Annotated in this window: 28 protein-coding genes; 13 read left to right on the top strand and 15 right to left on the bottom strand. The window is 32.7% G+C overall.

Annotation, left to right across the window (positions count from 1 at the left end):
• Window position 1: 1 nt before the first annotated feature.
• Window positions 2-490: a HEAT repeat domain-containing protein gene (locus ACW9W4_RS04775; protein ID WP_457761335.1), complete on the bottom strand. Its 489-nt coding sequence runs from the start codon at window positions 488-490 to the stop codon at window positions 2-4.
• Window positions 491-570: 80 nt separating this feature from the next.
• On the opposite strand from ACW9W4_RS04775, the gene ACW9W4_RS04770 reads away from it, so the two are divergent.
• Window positions 571-1,236 carry a peroxiredoxin family protein gene (locus ACW9W4_RS04770; protein ID WP_457761334.1) on the top strand — a complete coding sequence of 222 codons (666 nt, stop codon included), beginning with the start codon at window positions 571-573 and terminating at the stop codon, window positions 1,234-1,236.
• A 117-nt stretch (window positions 1,237-1,353) separates the two neighbouring features.
• Here the strand turns inward: ACW9W4_RS04770 and ACW9W4_RS04765 are convergent, their stop codons facing one another.
• Complete coding sequence (locus ACW9W4_RS04765) at window positions 1,354-1,908, bottom strand: hypothetical protein (protein ID WP_457761333.1); 555 nt, start codon at window positions 1,906-1,908, stop codon at window positions 1,354-1,356.
• 1 nt (window position 1,909) lies between these two features.
• Window positions 1,910-2,365 carry a 50S ribosomal protein L15e gene (locus ACW9W4_RS04760; protein WP_179362291.1) on the bottom strand — a complete coding sequence of 152 codons (456 nt, stop codon included), beginning with the start codon at window positions 2,363-2,365 and terminating at the stop codon, window positions 1,910-1,912.
• A 469-nt stretch (window positions 2,366-2,834) separates the two neighbouring features.
• On the opposite strand from ACW9W4_RS04760, the gene ACW9W4_RS04755 reads away from it, so the two are divergent.
• From ACW9W4_RS04755 to ACW9W4_RS04740, 4 genes are all read left to right on the top strand, one after another.
• Window positions 2,835-3,605 (top strand): DUF432 domain-containing protein, encoded by a 771-nt coding sequence (locus ACW9W4_RS04755; protein ID WP_457761332.1) that lies wholly within the window; start codon window positions 2,835-2,837, stop codon window positions 3,603-3,605.
• 2 nt (window positions 3,606-3,607) lie between these two features.
• Entirely contained in the window at window positions 3,608-4,423 is an 816-nt protein-coding gene (locus tag ACW9W4_RS04750; protein WP_457761331.1) for a mechanosensitive ion channel family protein, read from the top strand.
• Window positions 4,423-4,599: a hypothetical protein gene (locus ACW9W4_RS04745; protein ID WP_457761330.1), complete on the top strand. Its 177-nt coding sequence runs from the start codon at window positions 4,423-4,425 to the stop codon at window positions 4,597-4,599. Before ACW9W4_RS04750 ends, ACW9W4_RS04745 begins: the two co-directional genes overlap by 1 nt.
• 101 nt (window positions 4,600-4,700) lie before the next feature.
• Window positions 4,701-4,997 carry a hypothetical protein gene (locus ACW9W4_RS04740; protein WP_457761329.1) on the top strand — a complete coding sequence of 99 codons (297 nt, stop codon included), beginning with the start codon at window positions 4,701-4,703 and terminating at the stop codon, window positions 4,995-4,997.
• Between the two features lie 20 nt (window positions 4,998-5,017).
• Here ACW9W4_RS04740 and ACW9W4_RS04735 read toward each other — a convergent pair whose 3' ends face one another.
• The 3 genes from ACW9W4_RS04735 to ACW9W4_RS04725 form a co-directional block, all read right to left on the bottom strand.
• Window positions 5,018-6,013, bottom strand: coding sequence for a TIGR00341 family protein (locus ACW9W4_RS04735; protein WP_457761328.1), 996 nt, complete (start codon window positions 6,011-6,013; stop codon window positions 5,018-5,020).
• Window positions 6,014-6,102: 89 nt separating this feature from the next.
• Complete coding sequence (locus ACW9W4_RS04730) at window positions 6,103-6,414, bottom strand: universal stress protein (protein ID WP_457761327.1); 312 nt, start codon at window positions 6,412-6,414, stop codon at window positions 6,103-6,105.
• A gap of 169 nt (window positions 6,415-6,583) precedes the next feature.
• A complete protein-coding gene (locus ACW9W4_RS04725) occupies window positions 6,584-6,958 on the bottom strand; it encodes a hypothetical protein (protein ID WP_457761326.1) in 375 nt (124 codons plus the stop codon).
• Between the two features lie 146 nt (window positions 6,959-7,104).
• Between ACW9W4_RS04725 and ACW9W4_RS04720 the strand changes: the two genes are divergently transcribed.
• Window positions 7,105-7,596 carry a hypothetical protein gene (locus tag ACW9W4_RS04720; protein ID WP_457761325.1) on the top strand — a complete coding sequence of 164 codons (492 nt, stop codon included), beginning with the start codon at window positions 7,105-7,107 and terminating at the stop codon, window positions 7,594-7,596.
• Window positions 7,597-7,635: 39 nt separating this feature from the next.
• Here ACW9W4_RS04720 and ACW9W4_RS04715 read toward each other — a convergent pair whose 3' ends face one another.
• Genes ACW9W4_RS04715 through ACW9W4_RS04705 form a run of 3 tightly spaced genes read right to left on the bottom strand, consistent with a single transcriptional unit; the run spans window position 7,636 to window position 9,098 of the window.
• Entirely contained in the window at window positions 7,636-8,769 is a 1,134-nt protein-coding gene (locus tag ACW9W4_RS04715; protein ID WP_457761324.1) for a tetratricopeptide repeat protein, read from the bottom strand.
• Window positions 8,770-8,796: 27 nt separating this feature from the next.
• The gene (locus tag ACW9W4_RS04710; protein WP_457761323.1) at window positions 8,797-8,937 is read right to left on the bottom strand and encodes a hypothetical protein; all 141 of its coding nucleotides are present in this window, start codon (window positions 8,935-8,937) and stop codon (window positions 8,797-8,799) included.
• Window positions 8,938-8,942: 5 nt separating this feature from the next.
• Window positions 8,943-9,098: a hypothetical protein gene (locus ACW9W4_RS04705; protein ID WP_457761322.1), complete on the bottom strand. Its 156-nt coding sequence runs from the start codon at window positions 9,096-9,098 to the stop codon at window positions 8,943-8,945.
• 108 nt (window positions 9,099-9,206) lie between these two features.
• On the opposite strand from ACW9W4_RS04705, the gene ACW9W4_RS04700 reads away from it, so the two are divergent.
• Together ACW9W4_RS04700 and ACW9W4_RS04695 are read left to right on the top strand one after the other, a co-directional pair.
• A complete protein-coding gene (locus ACW9W4_RS04700) occupies window positions 9,207-9,590 on the top strand; it encodes a hypothetical protein (protein WP_457761321.1) in 384 nt (127 codons plus the stop codon).
• 87 nt (window positions 9,591-9,677) lie between these two features.
• Complete coding sequence (locus ACW9W4_RS04695) at window positions 9,678-9,806, top strand: hypothetical protein (RefSeq protein ID WP_457761320.1); 129 nt, start codon at window positions 9,678-9,680, stop codon at window positions 9,804-9,806.
• A 2-nt stretch (window positions 9,807-9,808) separates the two neighbouring features.
• Here ACW9W4_RS04695 and ACW9W4_RS04690 read toward each other — a convergent pair whose 3' ends face one another.
• Window positions 9,809-9,964 (bottom strand): hypothetical protein, encoded by a 156-nt coding sequence (locus ACW9W4_RS04690; RefSeq protein WP_457761319.1) that lies wholly within the window; start codon window positions 9,962-9,964, stop codon window positions 9,809-9,811.
• Between the two features lie 589 nt (window positions 9,965-10,553).
• On the opposite strand from ACW9W4_RS04690, the gene ACW9W4_RS04685 reads away from it, so the two are divergent.
• Together ACW9W4_RS04685 and ACW9W4_RS04680 are read left to right on the top strand one after the other, a co-directional pair.
• Window positions 10,554-11,213, top strand: coding sequence for a hypothetical protein (locus tag ACW9W4_RS04685; RefSeq protein ID WP_457761318.1), 660 nt, complete (start codon window positions 10,554-10,556; stop codon window positions 11,211-11,213).
• Window positions 11,210-11,725: a thr operon leader peptide gene (locus ACW9W4_RS04680; protein ID WP_457761317.1), complete on the top strand. Its 516-nt coding sequence runs from the start codon at window positions 11,210-11,212 to the stop codon at window positions 11,723-11,725. The genes ACW9W4_RS04685 and ACW9W4_RS04680 overlap by 4 nt, the downstream gene beginning before the upstream one ends.
• A gap of 3 nt (window positions 11,726-11,728) precedes the next feature.
• On the opposite strand, the gene ACW9W4_RS04675 is transcribed toward ACW9W4_RS04680, so the two are convergent.
• The 3 genes from ACW9W4_RS04675 to ACW9W4_RS04665 form a co-directional block, all read right to left on the bottom strand.
• Window positions 11,729-12,547, bottom strand: coding sequence for a hypothetical protein (locus tag ACW9W4_RS04675; RefSeq protein WP_457761316.1), 819 nt, complete (start codon window positions 12,545-12,547; stop codon window positions 11,729-11,731).
• Window positions 12,548-12,652: 105 nt separating this feature from the next.
• Complete coding sequence (locus ACW9W4_RS04670; RefSeq protein ID WP_457761315.1) at window positions 12,653-13,585, bottom strand: D-2-hydroxyacid dehydrogenase; 933 nt, start codon at window positions 13,583-13,585, stop codon at window positions 12,653-12,655.
• A 68-nt stretch (window positions 13,586-13,653) separates the two neighbouring features.
• Window positions 13,654-15,057, bottom strand: a complete 1,404-nt coding sequence (locus tag ACW9W4_RS04665) for a multicopper oxidase domain-containing protein (RefSeq protein ID WP_457761457.1) — start codon at window positions 15,055-15,057, stop codon at window positions 13,654-13,656.
• A 126-nt stretch (window positions 15,058-15,183) separates the two neighbouring features.
• Between ACW9W4_RS04665 and ACW9W4_RS04660 the strand changes: the two genes are divergently transcribed.
• The 3 genes from ACW9W4_RS04660 to ACW9W4_RS04650 all read left to right on the top strand — a co-directional run bounded on the left by ACW9W4_RS04660 (window position 15,184) and on the right by ACW9W4_RS04650 (window position 18,841).
• On the top strand, window positions 15,184-16,545 hold the full coding sequence (locus ACW9W4_RS04660) for an aspartate ammonia-lyase (protein WP_457761314.1): 1,362 nt from the start codon (window positions 15,184-15,186) through the stop codon (window positions 16,543-16,545).
• 3 nt (window positions 16,546-16,548) lie between these two features.
• The gene (locus ACW9W4_RS04655; protein WP_457761313.1) at window positions 16,549-17,817 is read left to right on the top strand and encodes a tRNA (N(6)-L-threonylcarbamoyladenosine(37)-C(2))-methylthiotransferase; all 1,269 of its coding nucleotides are present in this window, start codon (window positions 16,549-16,551) and stop codon (window positions 17,815-17,817) included.
• A gap of 73 nt (window positions 17,818-17,890) precedes the next feature.
• The gene (locus ACW9W4_RS04650) at window positions 17,891-18,841 is read left to right on the top strand and encodes a cell division protein FtsZ (RefSeq protein ID WP_457761312.1); all 951 of its coding nucleotides are present in this window, start codon (window positions 17,891-17,893) and stop codon (window positions 18,839-18,841) included.
• Window positions 18,842-18,876: 35 nt separating this feature from the next.
• Here the strand turns inward: ACW9W4_RS04650 and ACW9W4_RS04645 are convergent, their stop codons facing one another.
• On the bottom strand, window positions 18,877-19,347 hold the full coding sequence (locus tag ACW9W4_RS04645; RefSeq protein ID WP_457761311.1) for a 50S ribosomal protein L31e: 471 nt from the start codon (window positions 19,345-19,347) through the stop codon (window positions 18,877-18,879).
• On the bottom strand, window positions 19,348-19,506 hold the full coding sequence (locus ACW9W4_RS04640; protein ID WP_008301622.1) for a hypothetical protein: 159 nt from the start codon (window positions 19,504-19,506) through the stop codon (window positions 19,348-19,350). It lies immediately after the preceding gene.
• Between the last annotated feature and the right edge of the window lie 26 nt (window positions 19,507-19,532).

Below are 19,532 nucleotides of genomic sequence, written 5' to 3'. Positions count from 1 at the left end.
CTCATCCACCTGTCAACTTTGCAAACTTTTCGTTCTTACTTAACTTTTCCATAAATTCAATATTAGATAATGCTACAACTGCAGATTCAACGACTGCATGTTCAGGATCGTTTAGAGCCTTTTGAAGAGCCTCTTTTGCTTCTTTAGAACCGACAACACCCAAAGCTATTGCAGCTTCATGTCGTACGAACATACTAGGATCATTAAGAGTTGCATCAGTCAATGGCGGAATAGCACTAGAGTAAGACATTTGACCTAAAGCAAAAGCTGCCTCATGCCGAACTAGTTCATTTTCATCATTTTTTAAAACTTTAGCAATATGTGGAACTTTATCTTCTCCACCAAAATCAACTAAAATACATGCAACCCTTGTTCTAACAACAAAATCAGGATGTTCTAAAAGAGAAATAAAATATTCAGTATCTTTTTGTTCATATTTTGATTCCATCTCTGCAAAAAGTGCCATTCTATCTTCAGTAATTACCTGCATTTTATTTTGGAATTTTTTGTGTCCTATATTAGGTTACTAGTTCAGATATCTATTTAATGGAAAAAGTCAGATAATCGATAATGGGCATAAAAATTGGCGAAAAAGCACCAAATTTTGGAGTTTCTGAATGGGTACAAGGAGCTCCAACGAATTTTGACCAAGAAAAAGATCACATAGTATTGTTAGAAGTCTTTCAAGTGAATTGCCCAGGATGTTTCATGAATGCAATTCCTGAAGCAATTGAGATTTATAATAAATACAAAGATGAAGGTGTTCGAGTTTTAGGTTTAGCTACTGCTTTTGAAGATTTTGATAAAAATACACTAGATAATTTGAAAATGCTTGCCGAAACAGGCGAAGTAATCGGTGAAACAAAAGATGCACTTGCATCATATGGTCAATTAAAAGATGGAAACAAGCTTTCATTTAAAATTCCATTTCCACTGGCAATGGATAATCTCACAAAAACCTCAGGAGAAATCAGTCAGGAAAAAATTATGGAGTTTATCTATCCTCAAATTCCAGATTTTGACTCACAACCAGATGAGTACAAAAATCAAATCATTGAAAGAGTTAAAAGTTACATGAAATCCAAAGAATATTCAGCAGAGACATTTGAAAAGTTCTCCCTACAAGGCACGCCATCTATGATAATAGTAGACAGGAAAGGGATTCTCAGAGATGTGTCATTTGGACAATCAGGTCATGTTGATGCAATAATTCAGAAACTGATAAATGAGAATTAAATCATTTAATCAAAACTAGTGTAATAGATAACACTACAACAATTACAAATCCACATACAAGGGCAATTTTTGCATTATCCATACCAAGTATCAAAAATATTGAAATTCTAGTATCTTTTATTTTCTTCTTTTATTTACGAGAAGAATTACACCGACTATTCCACCAATGATCAAAAGTGCCATAATTATTGCGGTGTAAATTAATCCTTCATCATTATCCTCTAAAGGCATTAGATCAGATGGAAGTATATCAGAAGTTATTTCAGTAAACCCAGAAAGATATTCAGTTCCAACAATATCTAATGTATTATCTCCAATTCCTGTAAAATTCAAAGTAATAAAAGAAATTTTTTCATTTGTTTTTACCTGAGGAACATATTCTTGTCCATTAAGATAGAATGTCAGATTACCTCCCAAAAGTTTCTGAGGAAGAATTACTTCACTCAAATTATTTTCTAATCCACTTGATATGTAAAGAGTTAATTTTTTCTGATCTTTATCAAATTCAAAATCTAGTATTTGAAAATTAGAAGTAGTTTTTACTTCAAACGTATGACCGCCAGTTTGAATATCTAATCGATATATTAAACCAGTAGCATCAGATAACGCTTGACCATAAACAGGAGTTATTACAAAAAGTAATGCAATAGTTAACGCAAATAATGTTTTCAAGTTATGCAGTTCTAGGAATTCTCTTAGTTATTTCTTTATCCTGAGCAATTCGAGGATGATCAGGATCTGCTAAAATTACTTCAAACCAATAATGTTTTCCATCTTTATAGACAAAATAAGATCCTAAAAATTTCATGTTTGGGTATCTTTGAATAACTCTTCTATTTGCAACAGTTTTCATATCATCATCTGCCTTGATTCTTGTAACACCAAGATGTTTTGGTCTTCTACCACCAGTAGGTCTTTGTTTTCTCATACCACCAGTACCAACTCTCATTCTAACAACAATGATACCTTGTTTTGCTTTGTAACCTAATCGTCTTGCCCTCTGTAATCTACTTGGCTTGTCAATACGAGTGACTGCATTTTGTTTACGCCATCCAATTACACGTTCACGTATTTCAGGGGAATTTTCTTTCCATAGTCTGATCCACGTCTGGTCTTGATAACTAGGCATATCGAGAATAGAAAAATTCCCTTTAATAACTGATTTCCAAAGACTTTATGTTATTTTTCAAAATATCAAGAACTTCATTATTACTTTTCAACCAAGTTTTAAGATATGAATAAAATAGATTCTCCAAATCATCAACTAGACCTTCTAATCTAGGATCTCGACGAATATCTGCTAATTGCCCATCTAGATTCTCTAAAATTACTTGGATTCCTTGATTAGAAATTTGTAATTGCTTGATTCAATATAATCACTATACCACAATTTTACCCATGTATTCGATAAAGCATTCTTTAGAACAACAATCACTTGCTCTATTTTCAAATTCGTTTTTACAGTTTTCACATATATTTTTCATGAATTTTTTTCTAGTTTTTGTTATTTAAAGAGGAAAAAATATTTTGGCTAGTGCCAACTCATAAAGTATGTATTTTATAACCATTGACAATCTATCATAATTAGAGCAATTAATTTGAGTACCAAAGAAAATTTTTCAGGTTATGGAATGTATGATATTTCAGATAAACTAGATTTACTATTACCTAAAACAGAGATACATATTACTCGAAAGTTAGATGGAAGGCTATCATACTATAGAAAAAACTCTACAAACCAAGAAATTAGAAAATCAATCCAACAATCAAATAAAGATACCAAAATTGAATTGTGTCCAGTCTTACCACTAAATCTTCCAGCGAAAAAAACAAATGATTTAATTTTTCTCAGACTAGAAGAATCTCTTTTTGTAGAAAAGAATTCAATAGTAAATATATTAGTTCAGTTTCCAATTGAAATAGGTATTTTTGTAATTAATTCAAGTGACAATTCTAAAGAACTCTTTGATTGTTTTACCTGTGAGCCAATGCATTCTAGATTTGCATTGTATGGAACTCCAGAACAAGGTAATCTTTGCATGTACTCCAAAGTCAAACTTTTAGAAGACAATGAATCAGATCCATATATTTTTGCTAAAATGAAAGTCACATTATCTAATGAACTAAGCCATGGAGCATTTGTAGGAAAACTTGTATTTCCAATTACTGTTTATACCATCTACTATCTCGATAATTCACACGAAGTGCACATTGATGATGTTAAATGTGTGATAAAACAAGATGTCGGCAAAGATATCATCGAAATTAATCAAGAAGACTATTCAGCTAAAGAAGAAAATTTGAATATTGTATCCTATGCTGAAAAGAAAGAAAAATCATCATTTATGATGGATAGGGGATTCAATTAGACATGTTTGAAATTCTAGACATGCAATTGATGGATGGATTATCAGTATGGGGTCTACTCATCATAGGAATTCTTGTTTCTGCAGGAGTTATCGTTGCACGAATTGCTCGTATGATTTTTAATAGAAAATTTGCACCAAACATGCCAATACACACTGTAAAGACACTTAACAAACTAATCTATTATGGAATAATTATTATTTTTCTGTTAGCAGCTACTGCAAGTCAAGGATTTGATATTGGTGGACTAGTTGTAGGAGCAGGATTTATGGGAATTGTGATTGGATTTGCAGCACAATCCGTAGTATCAAACATGATTTCAGGGGCATTCTTGTTAATTGAAAAACCTGTAAAACAAGGAGATACAGTTGAAGTAGTCGATGTAAATGTAACAGGAAAGCTTATAGATATTAACACATTTTCATCCAAAGTTCAGCAGTTTGATGGGACAGTGGTACGTATACCTAATGAAAAAATGTTCACGTCAAATCTTCGAACATTTATTCTTTCTGAAGTAAGACGAAGTGAAGTTACAGTTGGAATTGGATATGGTGAAAATATTGATAATGCAATTAGTGTAATTAAAAATGCAATTGAAAATAATGTCGTATATTCATTGATGGAGCCAGCACCACAATTTTCAATTTCAGAGTTGGCAGATAATAGTGTCAACATATTGGTTCGTGTATGGTACCCTCGTGATGATTTACTTGAAGTAATGCCTAATTTACTAAAAGTTATCAAAAATGCTTTGGATGAGGCAGAAATTGAAATTCCATTCCCACAAAGAGTTGTTTGGAATGGAAAAGAGAGCGAATAATGTCAAAAAATATAATCATTATTTCATTGGTTGTAATAATTTCCATTCTAATTGGAGTTGTGTTAATTACAAATTCTGAATGGTTTTCTCAAGAGTGGTTAATAGGACTCGGCATAGTAATCTGTAGTGCTATTGCCGGAGGACTATTTGGATATTATAAAATTAAAAATAGATAATATTAGATTACAATATATTTTCTAAAAGACTCTGAACATTTCTTATTGTTTTTAATTTAAAATTACGAATGAGTTTAATAGTAAATTGTTTAATGTATGCCATGTCAATACAAAGACCAATCAGAAAACCAAAAATTCCTAAAATAAAAAAACCATTAATTTCTAAACGTAAACGTATTGTAAGAAAAGCACCTACACTTTCAGTGGGAAGAATTAAGACAAAAACGGTTCATAAAAAACACACTACACATAAAAAACCAACCAAGATACCTGTGGGAACATGTTATCTTGAAGAAAACTGTAAAGGAGTTACATCCAGAAAAGTTACAAAAACACAATGTAAACGTCAAGGTGGAAAAAGTTGGAAGAAAACAGGTGGAAAATGTGAAAAACTATAATTTCTATTCTTAGATCATTGTCAGATATATGCCTGAAAAGAGATTATACCAAGCAATACACTCAATGCAATAAAAATAGATATTGTAATTATCATGTATCGCTTGCCTTGTTCTTTCTCATGATATTTTGTAGGAGTTATTTTTTTAACAAAAAATACCACAATCATGCCCAAAATAAGACCAATTACATTTTGAATTGTAAGTAAAAGAGAATTGGTAAAAATATCTAATTCCCATAAAGATAGACCGATTCCAGCAACTGCCGAAGGTGGAACTAATGCGGCTGCAATTGCAACACCTACAAGAAGACCTGGAACATGTGAAGACATTGCAATACCACCAGCAATACCTAACGATATTGCCAAAGCTAAGAAAACAATAGACACGTCTGTTCGTAAAAGGATCTCATCTGTAATTGGCAATTCAGCAAACTGAGATACCACAAGTGTTAATATTGCAGCAGTGGAAAAAGATGCAATCAAAAGTAAAGTACCATTAATCGCAGATTTTGCAATCTTACGTGGTTCTGCAACTGCAACATTAAACGAAAAAGCAGTCATAGGTCCTATCAAAGGTGCCAGCAGCATCCCTCCAATTACAAGTGCAGCGTTGTTTGTAAATAGACCAATTACTGCTGCAACAGATGCAATAATTACCATTGCAAACAAATCTTTGTTAAATTCAACAGAAGGTTCTGTTATTGCATGAAATTCTTCAGTTAATTGTCCCGTATCTTTTTCTTTTTCTTGTTTTTCTAAATTTTCAAGATAATCGGAAAATGATGCATCTAATGTTTGACTAGTAATCATGATTTCTTTTTGTTCGGTATCAATAATTTTGGATAATTTTTTTAAAATTGTGCGTGCTGTATTATCAGGCGCAATTATCGTGTATTCAAATATTTTGAGATCATCTGCTTGCACCATTTTATTATAGAATGGTACCTTGAATTTCTTAAACACTGATTCTATGTTTGAATTCTGTTGTTCATGGGAAGTTAGAATAATTTTCTTCAATGAAAAATAAGCAGTATACGGCCATAATCAAATGTATTGTTTGAAGTTATAGACTTGTTGAGATGTTTAAATTAAAATAAAATCACTCATCAAATATTCAACATGGCACATTTAACGCTAACATAGATGTGATTTACAGTACTATCATGATAGATTTTTTCAGGACTAACTTTTGAAGATTTACCCATAACAATTAGATCAATTTCATGTGATTTTACATAAGATATGATACATTTTGAGGCCACAGTGCAACTAGAAATTCTCGAACTACATCGAATGCCGGATTTTTTCGCTATCTGTTCTAATTCATCAAACTTTTTTTCCATTATTTTATTTTGATTTTTCATTTCTTTTTTATCAGATTTTGTATCAAAAAATCCAAACGTAGCATTTTTTTCCATACAAGCTAGTATAGTGATTTTAGAAGAGAATTTTTTGCGAGTTGAATCGCACCGTTAAATGCTTTATCTCCAGATTTTGTTCCATCATAGGGTACAAGAATATGTTGAAATGATAATGCCATGTGTTAAAAACAAGTACACTGCATATTAAACTTCAGAATACACCATATCATTTTAGTCGTTTGTAAATTTCATTAAATTCTGTTGAAATAGTATATGAAATGTTTAGTATGTGCATTAGTTGATTCATAGATGTCAAACCATTGCTTACTTGTCTGAGTAGGGTAAGAGCTTTTTGTGGGGATGTTTCAGTTAGCGGCATTTGGCCACTCCATGTTTTAAATGACTCTTCTACATCTAAACAAAAATTCAAAACAAATCCTTTCCAATTTGCTGTTTTACTTAATTCCTTTTCTCCAAGAAATACTTTTGATAATTCTTTAAATTCATTTTCTCTACCCTCGTATAATAATTCAAGAGTTCTCTTAATTTTTTCTTCAGTATATTCAGAAGTATTTAGCATATACAATCCTGTAATATCCATAACTATATGACAGTCAAAAGTGCTAATAACACTTGGTAATCACGAATGATCACATACACTTACCAATTTGTCATGAGTAAAACAAATACAATTAAGATTCAATTTTACATAAGCATAAATTCTATCATCAAGGTAAGAAATACAGTATGAATATAGATCCCCATATAGAAAATGCAACAAGGGCAATTCACAATGCAAAAATCGTTAGAAATACATCAAAAAAACTTCTCGCAAAAAAATTCAATTCCCATCCTGAACATATTGCAAAACTAAGTGAAATTATGCAAAGCGTAGTTTCAAGTACAAATAAAGCAATGAAAGGAGCTAAACTAGCTGAATCTAGAGCAAAATCTAGATTAGCTGCAGTAAAAAAAGAAACATCAAAAACAATTACCCATACTAAAAATGCAAAATATGCTGCAATTGTCTCAAGAAAATCAGCTAATGCAGCATTGGCCACATCAAAGAAAATGACAACTCCACAACTAGAAAAAAAATATCAAAAAACATACAATATACAAATAGAATCATCAATTCGTGCAGCAATGGTTGCAGAAAATGAAATTGCAAAAGCAACAATGGCATCAAAAACAGCTAGAATTGCTGCAAGAATGGCATTAAAAGAACTACAAATTTGATTTCAGTTAGTTAAAATTAATTTAAATTTTTAGATCAAATCATTTTGGTTTAGGTTTTCCCATACTCTTCATCATTTTATCTACTAAATCTTCAATCTGTTCATTTGACATGGTCAGTTTTGCTTTTAATTCGGCGTTTTCTTTAATTTTGAATAGAACTACAAAAAATGAAACAACCGAAGTAATACTTCCAATTATAGTAACCAATAAAATCAAATCAAGAGAGTCATTTACTCTATTATTCATAATCATATCTTTTCCATTTAGAGCATCTAAATTATTAGGATCTACTTCTAATGCTTCATTAAAATATTCCATTGCGTCATCAAATCGTCCCAATTCTACAAGAACAGATGCCTCTCCAATTAATGCCCGAGTATTATCAGGATCAAGGGAGAGAATGGTTTCATATAGTTTCTGAGATTTAATATTTTTTTTCTCTAAAAAATTTAGTTCGGCAAGACCAAGTAACGTGGTAATATTTTCAGGATCAACTTCTTGTGCAGCTAAAAAAGCAATTCTTGATTTTTCAAATTGATTTAGGTCTAAAAATACTTGGCCTTTTCCGTTAAGAGCATCTATGTTGTTTAGATCTATTTCAAGAATCTTTTCAAACAAACTTAATGATAGTTTGTATTGGTTGACTGATAATAGAGCATTTGCATTTCCTATCAAGGCAGATAAGTTATTTGGATCTATTGCCAATACAAGATTAAAGAACAGAATAGAATCATCATATTGCTCTACTTTTAGCAACACATTTCCACTTCCAAGTAGAGCACCTATATTTTTACGATCTTTTTTTAAAACTTGTTCATATTGTTTTATTGCATCATTATATCGGTCTAAATTATAATACGAATTACCAAGACCATTCATGGAATCAAAGCTTTTTGGGTCAATAGTGAATGCTCTTTCAAAGGTTTGTAACGCAGTAACATATTTTCCTTGAGTTAAGAGAACACTGCCTTTTTTATTTAATGCCGTGATATTATCTGGATCAACTTCTAAAATTTTATCTAATTCTATAATTGAATCGTCATATTTTTTTTCTTGGTAAAGACGAGTAAAATTATCTAGATATTGAGTTTCTTCCAGATTAGTTAGACCATACGCTACAGGAAAAACAGATAAAATTGTTCCTAAAATTATTAAAATTAGAACTGATTTCATTTTTTATCTCCATTTTAAGAACAACCATTAGTCCATTGTTTTCATTCTTTTTCTTTTTCTCACATCTTTTTCACGATATGTAGACTCTAGTGAATAATCATACTGAGGGTATATCTTTTCAAATTGTTCCTCAATAGAATGTTCATCATTAGAATTTGAATACGACATGATGTTTATTCCTCATCATTCCTGTGCCAAACTGAATCTTTCTGTTTACATGGTTCAGAACAATAATCTTCTTGAATTTTCAATAGGCATCCACAATAATCGCAATGCATTGATTTGTCATATGCCTTGTTTTCGGTTATTATTTCTCTATATTTTATCAACGTAGTAATTTAAGGGAAATTATTTAAAATCTAATCCATAGTTGAGTTCATTCTGAATTAAATCAACTTCCATTTTCATTAATTATTACAATCATGTAATACTCTATCATGGAACAACTGAAACTGGTAAATCAAGAGAAATTCCTAAACAGCATCATGCATGTTTCTGGAAATATACGATACGTAATGATTTACGATTTAAAAGGTAACAGCATATTTAGACGTAAAATGGATGGAGTGGTAGATCTACTAACTGAAGTAGAGAATAAAATGGCTTTAAAACACACTATTGAATCCTGGAACTTTAGAAATTCCATTTCTGAAAAAATTGGAAATACCCATTACACTCTTCAAGTTTATGATAATTTGATAAGAATAATATTTCCAATTAATAGTGAAATGCTTCTTGTAGTTTCCTTAGATAATGCAGGGAACCCAAGTGACATCGTAAAGCGTATTCAAACAATATTGTCAGGTAATCCTATCAAATGAATGGTTTGATAGGATCTCTACAAAAAAATAATGTAATACTTTTTGGCAGTGTTAATTGTTTAATAGTTGAAAGGACATATTTCAAGTATGACTGAACCAAAAAAAGTTAAAGCCCCACAGAAAAATAAGAACAATAAAACAGTTCCTGAAAATCTAATGAAAAAAGAATATCTTGAATCATTAGAAAAATTAAAAAAAGAAATTAAAGAAAAATAAATTCAATCATCAAGAATTACAAGTGCTGTATATAGAATTTTTTCTTGAAATACAGTAGTTGTTACTTTAATATCGACAATTTTTCTCTGCTCAATTATCTCATTTACAAGAGCATCTAATTTTGACAAGTCTTCTGTTTGAACTGTTTCAACATGCATAAATTGCATAATACATTCTATACTAAAAATATAACTTTGTGGATTATGATTTATCTAAAAACTCCACATTATTTGAATTATCAGTATTTTTTAGTGAATTCAAATGAAGGCAGACCGGTACTGAATGTAGTGTACAGCTGTCTTATCACGAATTCACTACATCATAACAGTGATTCAAATTATTAAGATAGATTCTAGTTGATTTGATTCAGAATTAAATCAAAATAATATATCTTTAATATTAAATTCACCATTATCTAATCTGTGCGACATAGACATAGCATGTCATAGTGATGCCTTCGTATCCAGACAGCATAGTCCTAATGACGCACTAAATATTTTATAATCTAAATCATTGTTGTAATCATAAAAAAAGTCAAAAACATCCCACTTTCTAACTGTAAATCCAAGAGTATTCCTAAGCAACGCTAATCAGTAAAAATTTCCTTGAGTGGGGTTTCACAAGCCACACACCCAAAGAATTTGCTTCCGCAGAAAACTCGATAAATAAAGTTGGCTAAAGTTATTAAAAAAGATTCCTCAGGATTGCTTTGAGATTTTTATTGAGTAGTGTAAATTTTAAGAAAAGATGATATCCAAAACATCAACATTATCAATATTTTTCATTATTGGGATTCTCCCCCTTTTGCCCCTAGTTTATGCAGAGCCATCAATTTCAATAATTATGGAACAAACCACATACAGTTATTGTGAAAAATTATTCTATACAATCGAGGTTTCTGAAGTAACTGGAGATCCTGCAATAATTCACATTAGTGATGAATCAGGAAAAGGCAGTAGTGCCATACCAATAGCAATAACAGAATTACAAAATCCTATTCCCTCATTAATTCCATTTGAAGCAGAAATATTTCCATTAGGAAAATATTTCATCGATGTAGAATATTCAGGAGCAGTAACTTCTGCAGAATTTGAATTGATAGAATCAGATTCCATTTGTATTCCAGAGTTAATTAAACCAATAATGGCAAACTGGCTTTCTGGGAATATCTCGGATGGCTTTCTATTAGATGCATTTCAAAAATATGTGGATACTAAATTAGTAAACATTCCATTTGAAATAAATGAAGATAATGTGTATGATGTTGTAGTTCCAAAATGGGTAAAAAATATTGGTTACTGGTGGTTAGAAGGAGCAATATCAGACGATAATTTTTCTAATGCAATGAATAACTTGCTCGAAAGAAACATTATCGGATTTCCAGAAAAAATAGAAAATAAAATATGAATAAACATTCAATCATTTCAATTATTGCAATAATCGTAATAGTTTTGCCATTTGCACATTGGGGGTTGAGTGTAATTGGCATGCAGCAATTAGAATACAGATGGGACAACCCAGGGCAGTTCAGTTTTTTTACAATGTCCAATCATGGTGAAATTGAATTTTGCAATACAATGCCATTTTGGATAAGTTTTGAAAAATTAGAAATCACTCCATATTTTGAGACAAGTAATTTAGGTTCATTTTCAGTAGAACCATCCACAATTAATCCAATGTCATCAGCAGTACAAGAAGGAATTTTTTCTTCAGAGGAATTATCAGCATCTCAGCACATTTTCATAACATTAGATTTTGAATTTGATGGAGGGGACATTAGACTAGACCCAAATCAATTCATTGTAGTTGTTCAGGCAGATATACCAATTTTAGGAATAATTCCATATTCATCTGCAACTCAGATACCAGGATTTAATTTTGATAGAATGATGAATGCCGAAAATTTGTCTTGTGATTAAATATTATCTCTGGCTTCTAGCAATTATTCCAAAAACAACTGCAACAATTCCAGCACCTAGAAATGCTATAACAAATCCCATTATTGCCTCTTTGCCCATTCCTTTTCCACTAGAACCTGATGATTGTGATGTTGGATCTAATACACATGCCCCATCTTTGAGAACTGTTCCAGGACCACATCGTTCATCTAATACACATGCTCCATCTTTGAGAACTGTTCCAGGACCACATTGGGTTTTGGGTGTTTCATCTACAGGGGTTTCTTCAACTGGTGTTTCTTCAACTGGTGTTTCCTCTACAGGGGTTTCTTCAACTGGTGTTTCCTCTACAGGGGTTTCTTCAACTGGTGTTTCCTCTACAGTTTGTCCAAATACAGAACCAATAATTTCAATGGTTTGAGTTCCAGATGGAACCTCAATATTCAAAGTTCTTTGAGATAAAGTAGATGTTTCTGAAAAATTAGCTTCATCATCATCTGCTAAAATAAAAAAGTCTTCATCTACTCCTTCATATGTTGAATCAAAGAAAGTACGATCTAGAACAATGTCTAATACTCCATTTGATTCAGTTACATCAACAGTTAAAATTAATGAAATAAATTCAGTGTCAGCCACAATTCCAGAAACCGTCATTCCAGTTACAGTATATTCCACATCATAAGAAGTTCCATCTACCTCAACAGACATTGTTTCTGCATAAACTAGTGCAGTTGAAATCATAGTAAACAAGATTAATCCAAGAGATATTTTCAAGAGAAAATTAACACTAGGTAACTGTGTGTGTTTTTCCGAATAGAGTTCCTTTACAGCTAAATTATTCATTTGTATATTTTGAGTTCCAAATTGACGTTAAAAATGAAGAGACGATAATAAATCACGTAAAAGTCAACTTTTTTACTTATTTTTAAAGTTCAGGCAGAAATAATACTAGATTACGCCACGAAGGATTTGAATAATCTTTTCAGCAATTACATTTGCTGCCAATGATTGTGCCTCTTTAGTTTGAGCCCCTATGTGCGGTGTTAGAATTACATTATCTAGTTCTGCAAGTTTTGTTCCAATTGCAGGTTCTTTTTCAAACACATCTAATGCTGCACCACCCAACGTACCATTTTTGAGAGCATTGTAAAGAGCATCCTCATCAACAACTCCACCTCTCGAGGTGTTGATAATTTTTGCAGTCTTTTTCATTGTTGACATTTTTTTGGCATCTAAAAGATGGTAAGTAGAATCTAAAAGTGGAACATGAATAGAAACATAATCAGAACTTTGTAACAGAGTGTTCAAATCAGCTTTCATCAAACCAACTTCTTTTGCAAATTCCTCATCAATTGGCATTACATCATAGCCAATGATATTCATGTTTAATGCACGTGCAAGTCTTCCCAATCTTTTACCAATGTTTCCTAATCCAATAATTCCTAAATATTTTCCTCGAAGTTCAGTTCCTTTGAGTTCTTTTTTGAGCCATTGCTGATTTCTAATTGCTCTATCACCTCTGCCAGTTTGTCTTGCAAGAGACAACATTAAACCTAAAACTAATTCTGCAACTGCATTCATTGCGCCTTCAACTGCATTGATTACACGGATATTTTTTGTTTTAGCTGCTTCTTGATCAACATTGTCTAATCCAACTCCAACGCGTGCAATAATCTTACAATTATCTGCTTTCTCTATCATTTCTTTTGTGATTGTAGTTCGACTTCGAACAATTACAATATTAAAAGTAGAAATTTTTTCTATAATTTGTTCAGGAGTAATTTCTGGCTCATATGAAACTTTTAGTCCATTATCAATTAAAATTTTATTCAGGATAGGATCGACTTCATCACAAATCAATACAGAGTCTTCAAATCCCATAAGAGTAGAAAATGAACAACGGAATATAATTCATTAAGAAAATAAAAAGAAAAAAAGATGTTAAATTATCAAGAAGTAAGGATTTCTGCTACTACAGGAATTACTTCCCATAATGCGACATAATCGCCACTTGCTTGCATTTCAGAAGCTACTTCATCAGTGTATAAACCGTGAATGTTTAGTGCAGGATGAGCAATACTGTTCTTTCCCATTGGAGGGACAGCATCACTTGGATTGCCTAAAGCATATGCATAAGATGCTACTGGTGCTGGGATAACTCCTTTCTCAACTAGAACTGGGTTCAAGCCGAATGGGTCACCTGCTACAAAGACTGTAGCTGCGCCAGTGTAAATTGCTGCATAATCATGGTTTACTGCTGCATATGCACCTGGTTCATCAAAGACCAAGTCAACAATCATGTTTTGTGAACCTCCGAGTAACCATGTTTCAGTTGCTGCGGATTGTACTCTGTTACCTTGTGTAACTCTGTCCAAGATTTCTCCAACAATGTGGAAGAAAACTGGTTCGTTACCTTGGTTTTCAATAAAGAGTCTCACGTGTTGATCATTTTCAACAAACAAGAGTTGTGATTGGTATTGCTTGTGTTCAAGTCCATTCCATGGTTGTGCGACAAAGATGTTCTTGTTTACATCGCCATTGACGAGTAAGTTATGAGCCATGTTTGGTACATAACCAAATTGCATTCCATTAACAACTGTTGCAGTGTTTTGGTGCTTGAACATTTTTCCAGCATCATAATTACCTTCAGGTGTTAGGTACAATTGATTGTATTGGAGTTGGAACTCTAATGCGTCTGCATCGTAGAATTGTCTATCTAATGAAACTTTACCTGCACTAACTGAGGTTTTCTCTACCATTAATTTCTTGTATCCATTGATTGGATCAACGATTGCAATTCCGTACATGCCGGAAAGAACGTGTTGGTCCATGCCAATTAGTTTGACACCAGAACAGTGGTATTTGAAAACACCAGCAGCTTCTGCAATGTAGCAGTACATGCTTGTTTCACCAGGATTGACAGACTCGAATGCGCTAGCAGATATTTGAGATGCGTGCATGTCGTTACCGTGTCCAGTAACTTCATCGGCTGGAATTGTTAATGTCATTTTTACAACATCACCTTGTGTAACTCTTAGTGTTGGTCCTGGGACTTGTCCACTAAAGGTCATGGCGTTGTAAGTTTTTCCTCCCATAATTGGAAGTTCGACACTTTCACCAGTCAAATCAAACTCAACGACAGTGCGTCCAGTTTGTGCAAGTGCACCACAATCAGTTTCTGCGAATGCTTGAGGCATTACAAGTTGTAAACCGCCCATATTACGAATTTGATCCATGACATCGACATCCATTTGGGTCATGTCAAGGGACTGTCCGCTAATTTGGGTTTGTGTGTATGTGCTTCCGAATAAGGTTGCTCCCATTACAGCTACTGCTGCAATAGTAAAGAGCATACTAATACGCTTATTCATAAAGCAACGACCTTACAATTCCTATATAATAATTCCCATTATTGGTACGTGATTTTTTGGAAATATCTGAAAAAGAATGAATAATGGTGGGAAATTAGTATAGTCATCATGAAATTTAGATTAGATGAAGATTCACTTGGAAAAGTCAAAATTCCAGAAGACGCATATTATGGAGCATTTACAGGAAGAGCAGTCAAGCAATATCACGTAACAGGTAACAAAAGCCATGAAAATTTGATCAAGTCATTTGTAATGATAAAACGCTCAGCAGCAGTTGCAAATATGAAAACAAAGGCAATTGATACAAAACGTGGAAAAGCTATTGTTACAGCATGTGACAAAATCCTAGATGGGAAATATGTTGATCAATTTGTAGTAGATATGATAAATTCTGGAGCAGGTACTGCTTTTAACATGAATTCAAATGAAGTTATTTCAAATGTGGCATTAGAGGTTTTACATAAGAAAAAAGGACAGTATGAATTCCTTCATCCAAATGACCACGTCAACATGTCTCAATCAAGTAACGATACATACCCTACTGCAATGCATGTTGCAATTTTGATGAATCTTAAAGAAACTATTCCTGCAATTGATATTTTAATAAAATCATTATCTAAAAAAGCAAAACAATTTTCATCATTTAAGAAAATTGGAAGGACTCATCTGATGGATGCATTACCAGTTACACTAGGTAGTGAATTTGCAGCATATGTTACATCAATTACTAAAGCTAAAAAAGAAATTATTGATGCACAAAAAGAATTACAAAATGTTGCACTTGGCGGTACTGCTGTAGGTTCTGGAGCTAATACACCAAAAGGATATAGAAAAATTGCAATAGCAGAACTTGGTAAAATTTCAAAATTATCATTAAAACCAGAAAAAGATATGCAGCATAGTTTGCAAAGTAAATTTGCAGTAGCAAATCTATCAAGCGCTTTACGAAACTTGGCAATAGAAATTGGTAAAGTTTCAAACGACATTAGATTAATGGCATCAGGTCCAATTGCAGGATTGGCAGAACTAGGAATTCCTGCAGTTCATGCAGGTTCATCAATCATGCCTGGAAAAGTAAATCCATCATTGGCAGAATGCATGAACATGGTTTGCTTCAACATTATTGGGAATGACACAGCAGTGTCATGTGCAGCTCAAGGAGGACAGTTTGAGCTAAACGTTATGCTTCCGGGAATGCTAAAGTGTATGTTGGAATCAACTGACATGCTGAAAAACTTCCTACCAATATTTTCTGCAAATCTAATTGATGGATTAACAGCTAACAAAGACAAATTACGTGAAGATATTGAAAATAGTCCTGTAATTGTCACATTGTTAACTCCAAAAATTGGATACCTAAAGTCTGCAGAACTTTTCAAAGAATCATTGAAAACTGGAAAAACCATCAGGGAACTTGTAGTTTCAAAGAAACTAATGAGCAACAAAGAAATTGATTCTCTATTTGGATAGATTATGGCAAAGATCTTTGTAGAAGCTTATGGATGCTCTGCAAGTTTTGCAGATTCAGAAATGATTTCAGGATTAATTTTGAATGGAGGGCATACTTTAGCTGATAATTCCTCAGATTCGGATCTAAATATTGTGGTCACTTGTTCTGTAAAAGACTCAACTGCAAATAAAATGATGTATAGAATTAATTCATTAAAATCAAAACCACTCATCGTAGCAGGGTGTCTTCCAAAAGCTGAAAAAGAAAACGTGGAGAAATATTCAGAAAACGCCAGTCTACTAGGGCCAAATTCATTAGGAAAAACCCTTCAAGTAATTAATTCAACTCTAGAGGGAAGAAAACAAATTGCATTGGAGGATACTGACTTATCCAAAGTTGGACTTCCCAAAGTAAGACTAAACCCGACAGTGGGAATTGTAGAGATTGCAAGTGGATGTATGAGCGAATGTACGTTTTGTCAAACCAAATTATCTAAAGGAGATCTTTCAAGTTACAGATTAGGAGACATTGTAAGACAAGTTCAAACAGAAATCAAAGAAGGATGTAAAGAAGTATGGTTGACATCTACAGATAATGGATGTTATGGATTTGATATTGGTACAGATTTACCATCATTAGTAAATGCAGTTTCTGAAATTCCAGATGATTTCATGATACGAGTTGGTATGATGAACCCAATGTACATGCCAAGAATTAAAGAAAATTTAATTGAATCTTTTGATAACGATAAAGTTTTCAAATTTTTACATATTCCAGTACAGAGTGGAAGTGACAAAGTACTAAATGATATGAAGCGAGGCCATACATCTGGAACATTTAGAGAGATTGTAAATAAAGTGAGAGAAAGATTTGGAGACTTTACTATTTCCACAGATATCATTGTAGGTTTCCCAACTGAAACAGAAAAAGAATTCCAAAAAACAATAGCATTACTAGATGAAATAAAACCAGATGTAGTTAATCTATCAAAGTATAGTGCAAGACCAGGAACAGATGCTGCTGAATTGGATCAAATTGATGCAGCTGAAGTTAAACGAAGAACCAAGATAATTTTTGAACAGATCAGTAAATTGTCAATGGAGAGCAATCAAAAATGGATCGGTTGGAAAGGCAAAGTCCTATTTGATGAAATGACAGAAGAGGGGATAAAGGGTAGAAACTTTGCTTACAAGCCTATAGCAGTTGAAGATAAGGTGGAACTAGGCCAATCACATACAGTTGAAATCACAAATGCCACTGTGAAGAGATTAATTGGAAAGATCGCAAGCTAATTTTTTTCGATCTAAAATTTGATTAAAAAAACGTAAGAAGGTTTTTTATCTAAATCAGAAAATAAGATCAGAAATGAGCTTCCAAGTTAAAGAACCCGTATTAGTCATAGGCCTTGGCGGCGTAGGCTCAAAATTAGCAATAGAAGCAAAAAATGCTCTAAATTCAGATTGTCTAGTAATTAGTAACGATAAAAATGATTTATCATCAGAAATTCCATCAGTTCATGTTTCTACTGAATCAGTAGTTAATCCATCAGTCCAATTAATCAGAGGCTCAACTTACAAAGTTGCTGATGAAATAAAATCAAAAATTTCAGGTTATTCCACAGTTGTCTTAATGAGTAATTTGGCAGGCAAAGCAGGCTCAGCCATGGCACCCGTAGTATCGGAAATGTGTAAAGAAGCAGATGCAGGATTAGTTTCCTTTGCAATTATGCCCTTCAAATATGAAAAAGATAGAATTTTCAATTCAGGTGTGTCACTAAAAAGAGTAAGAGAAAATTCAAAATGCACAATTGTACTTGATAATGATTCATTACTGGAAAGCAACCCAGATTTGAGTCCAAAAGCATGTTATGAAATTGCAAATTCTGCAATGATGCATGTTGTAGGTTCACTAGGTTCTTCAGAAATATCCAATGAAACAAGTATTCTATCCACTAGTAAAGATGGTCAACATATTGAAGACTCACTAAGAGATTCACTCAAAATGCTTTATGGAAATGCTCCTCCAAATTCAGTTAAACGTTCAATGTTGTATGTAGTTGGAGGAAGTGATATTCCAGTAGGAGTTATCAATTCAATTACAAACCTTACAGCAGGAATTGTTAATGAAAGCAATTCACAAATTGACATGACATCATCTGCAGAAGAATCCAAAGTTGTAATGTTATCATCAATTCAAGGAATGACAAAATTTGATAACTATGATCCTCTAGGAATGATTCCACAAGAAGATACACTTGATTGGTCAACACCAGACTGTAGTATTGATTGTGAATTAGATTTGTATCAATTAGAATAAACTTATTTTTTAAAATTATAATTTTTTGAAAAGAATTAATCTTTCTTTGGTGCTTCTTTAGCTGGTTCTTCTTTCTTTGGTGCTTCTTTAGCTGGTTCTTCTTTCTTTGGTGCTTCTTTAGCTGGTTCTTCTTTCTTTGGTGCTTCTTTAGCTGGTTCTTCTTTCTTTGGTGCTTCTTTAGCTGGTTCTTCTACTTTATCTGAAACTTTTTTGGTTTCTTTTTCAGGAGATACTTTAGATTCTGCATCTTCATCATATCTAGAAACAAGAATAAATCCTTCATCAGTTTTAGTCATTCTTACCCTAACTTTTCGTGGAGGGTTCCTAACACCTTTTGCCCAAATTTCACGAGCTAATTCTTCATCTATTTTGATTGTCTCAACTTTCATGTGATGTCGAGCAAATTCTCTAATCATGTTAATTGCTCTAACAGCTCTATGTTGAGATTGTGAAATTTTTACTTTACCAAGTGGAATTGTATAAACTCGTTCTAATTCTTGAGACATCTATCCGACCTCCACATCAGTTGATCTCCAAGCTCTACGTTTTGGATTGGTTCTAACATTTCTCTTTGTTTTAAGAATAATCCATGCAGGTACTGCTGATGTCTGTCTAGTCTTTTTGAGTAAACGGATTTTCCTTGGAGAGGACTTACGTGCAGCCATAGATTTTCAGGCACGAAGAGCTCTTT

Source organism: Candidatus Nitrosopumilus sp. bin_7KS (assembly GCF_054095835.1).
The sequence above is the reverse complement of the archived record's forward strand: the minus strand, read 5'-3'. Positions and strand labels throughout refer to the sequence as shown.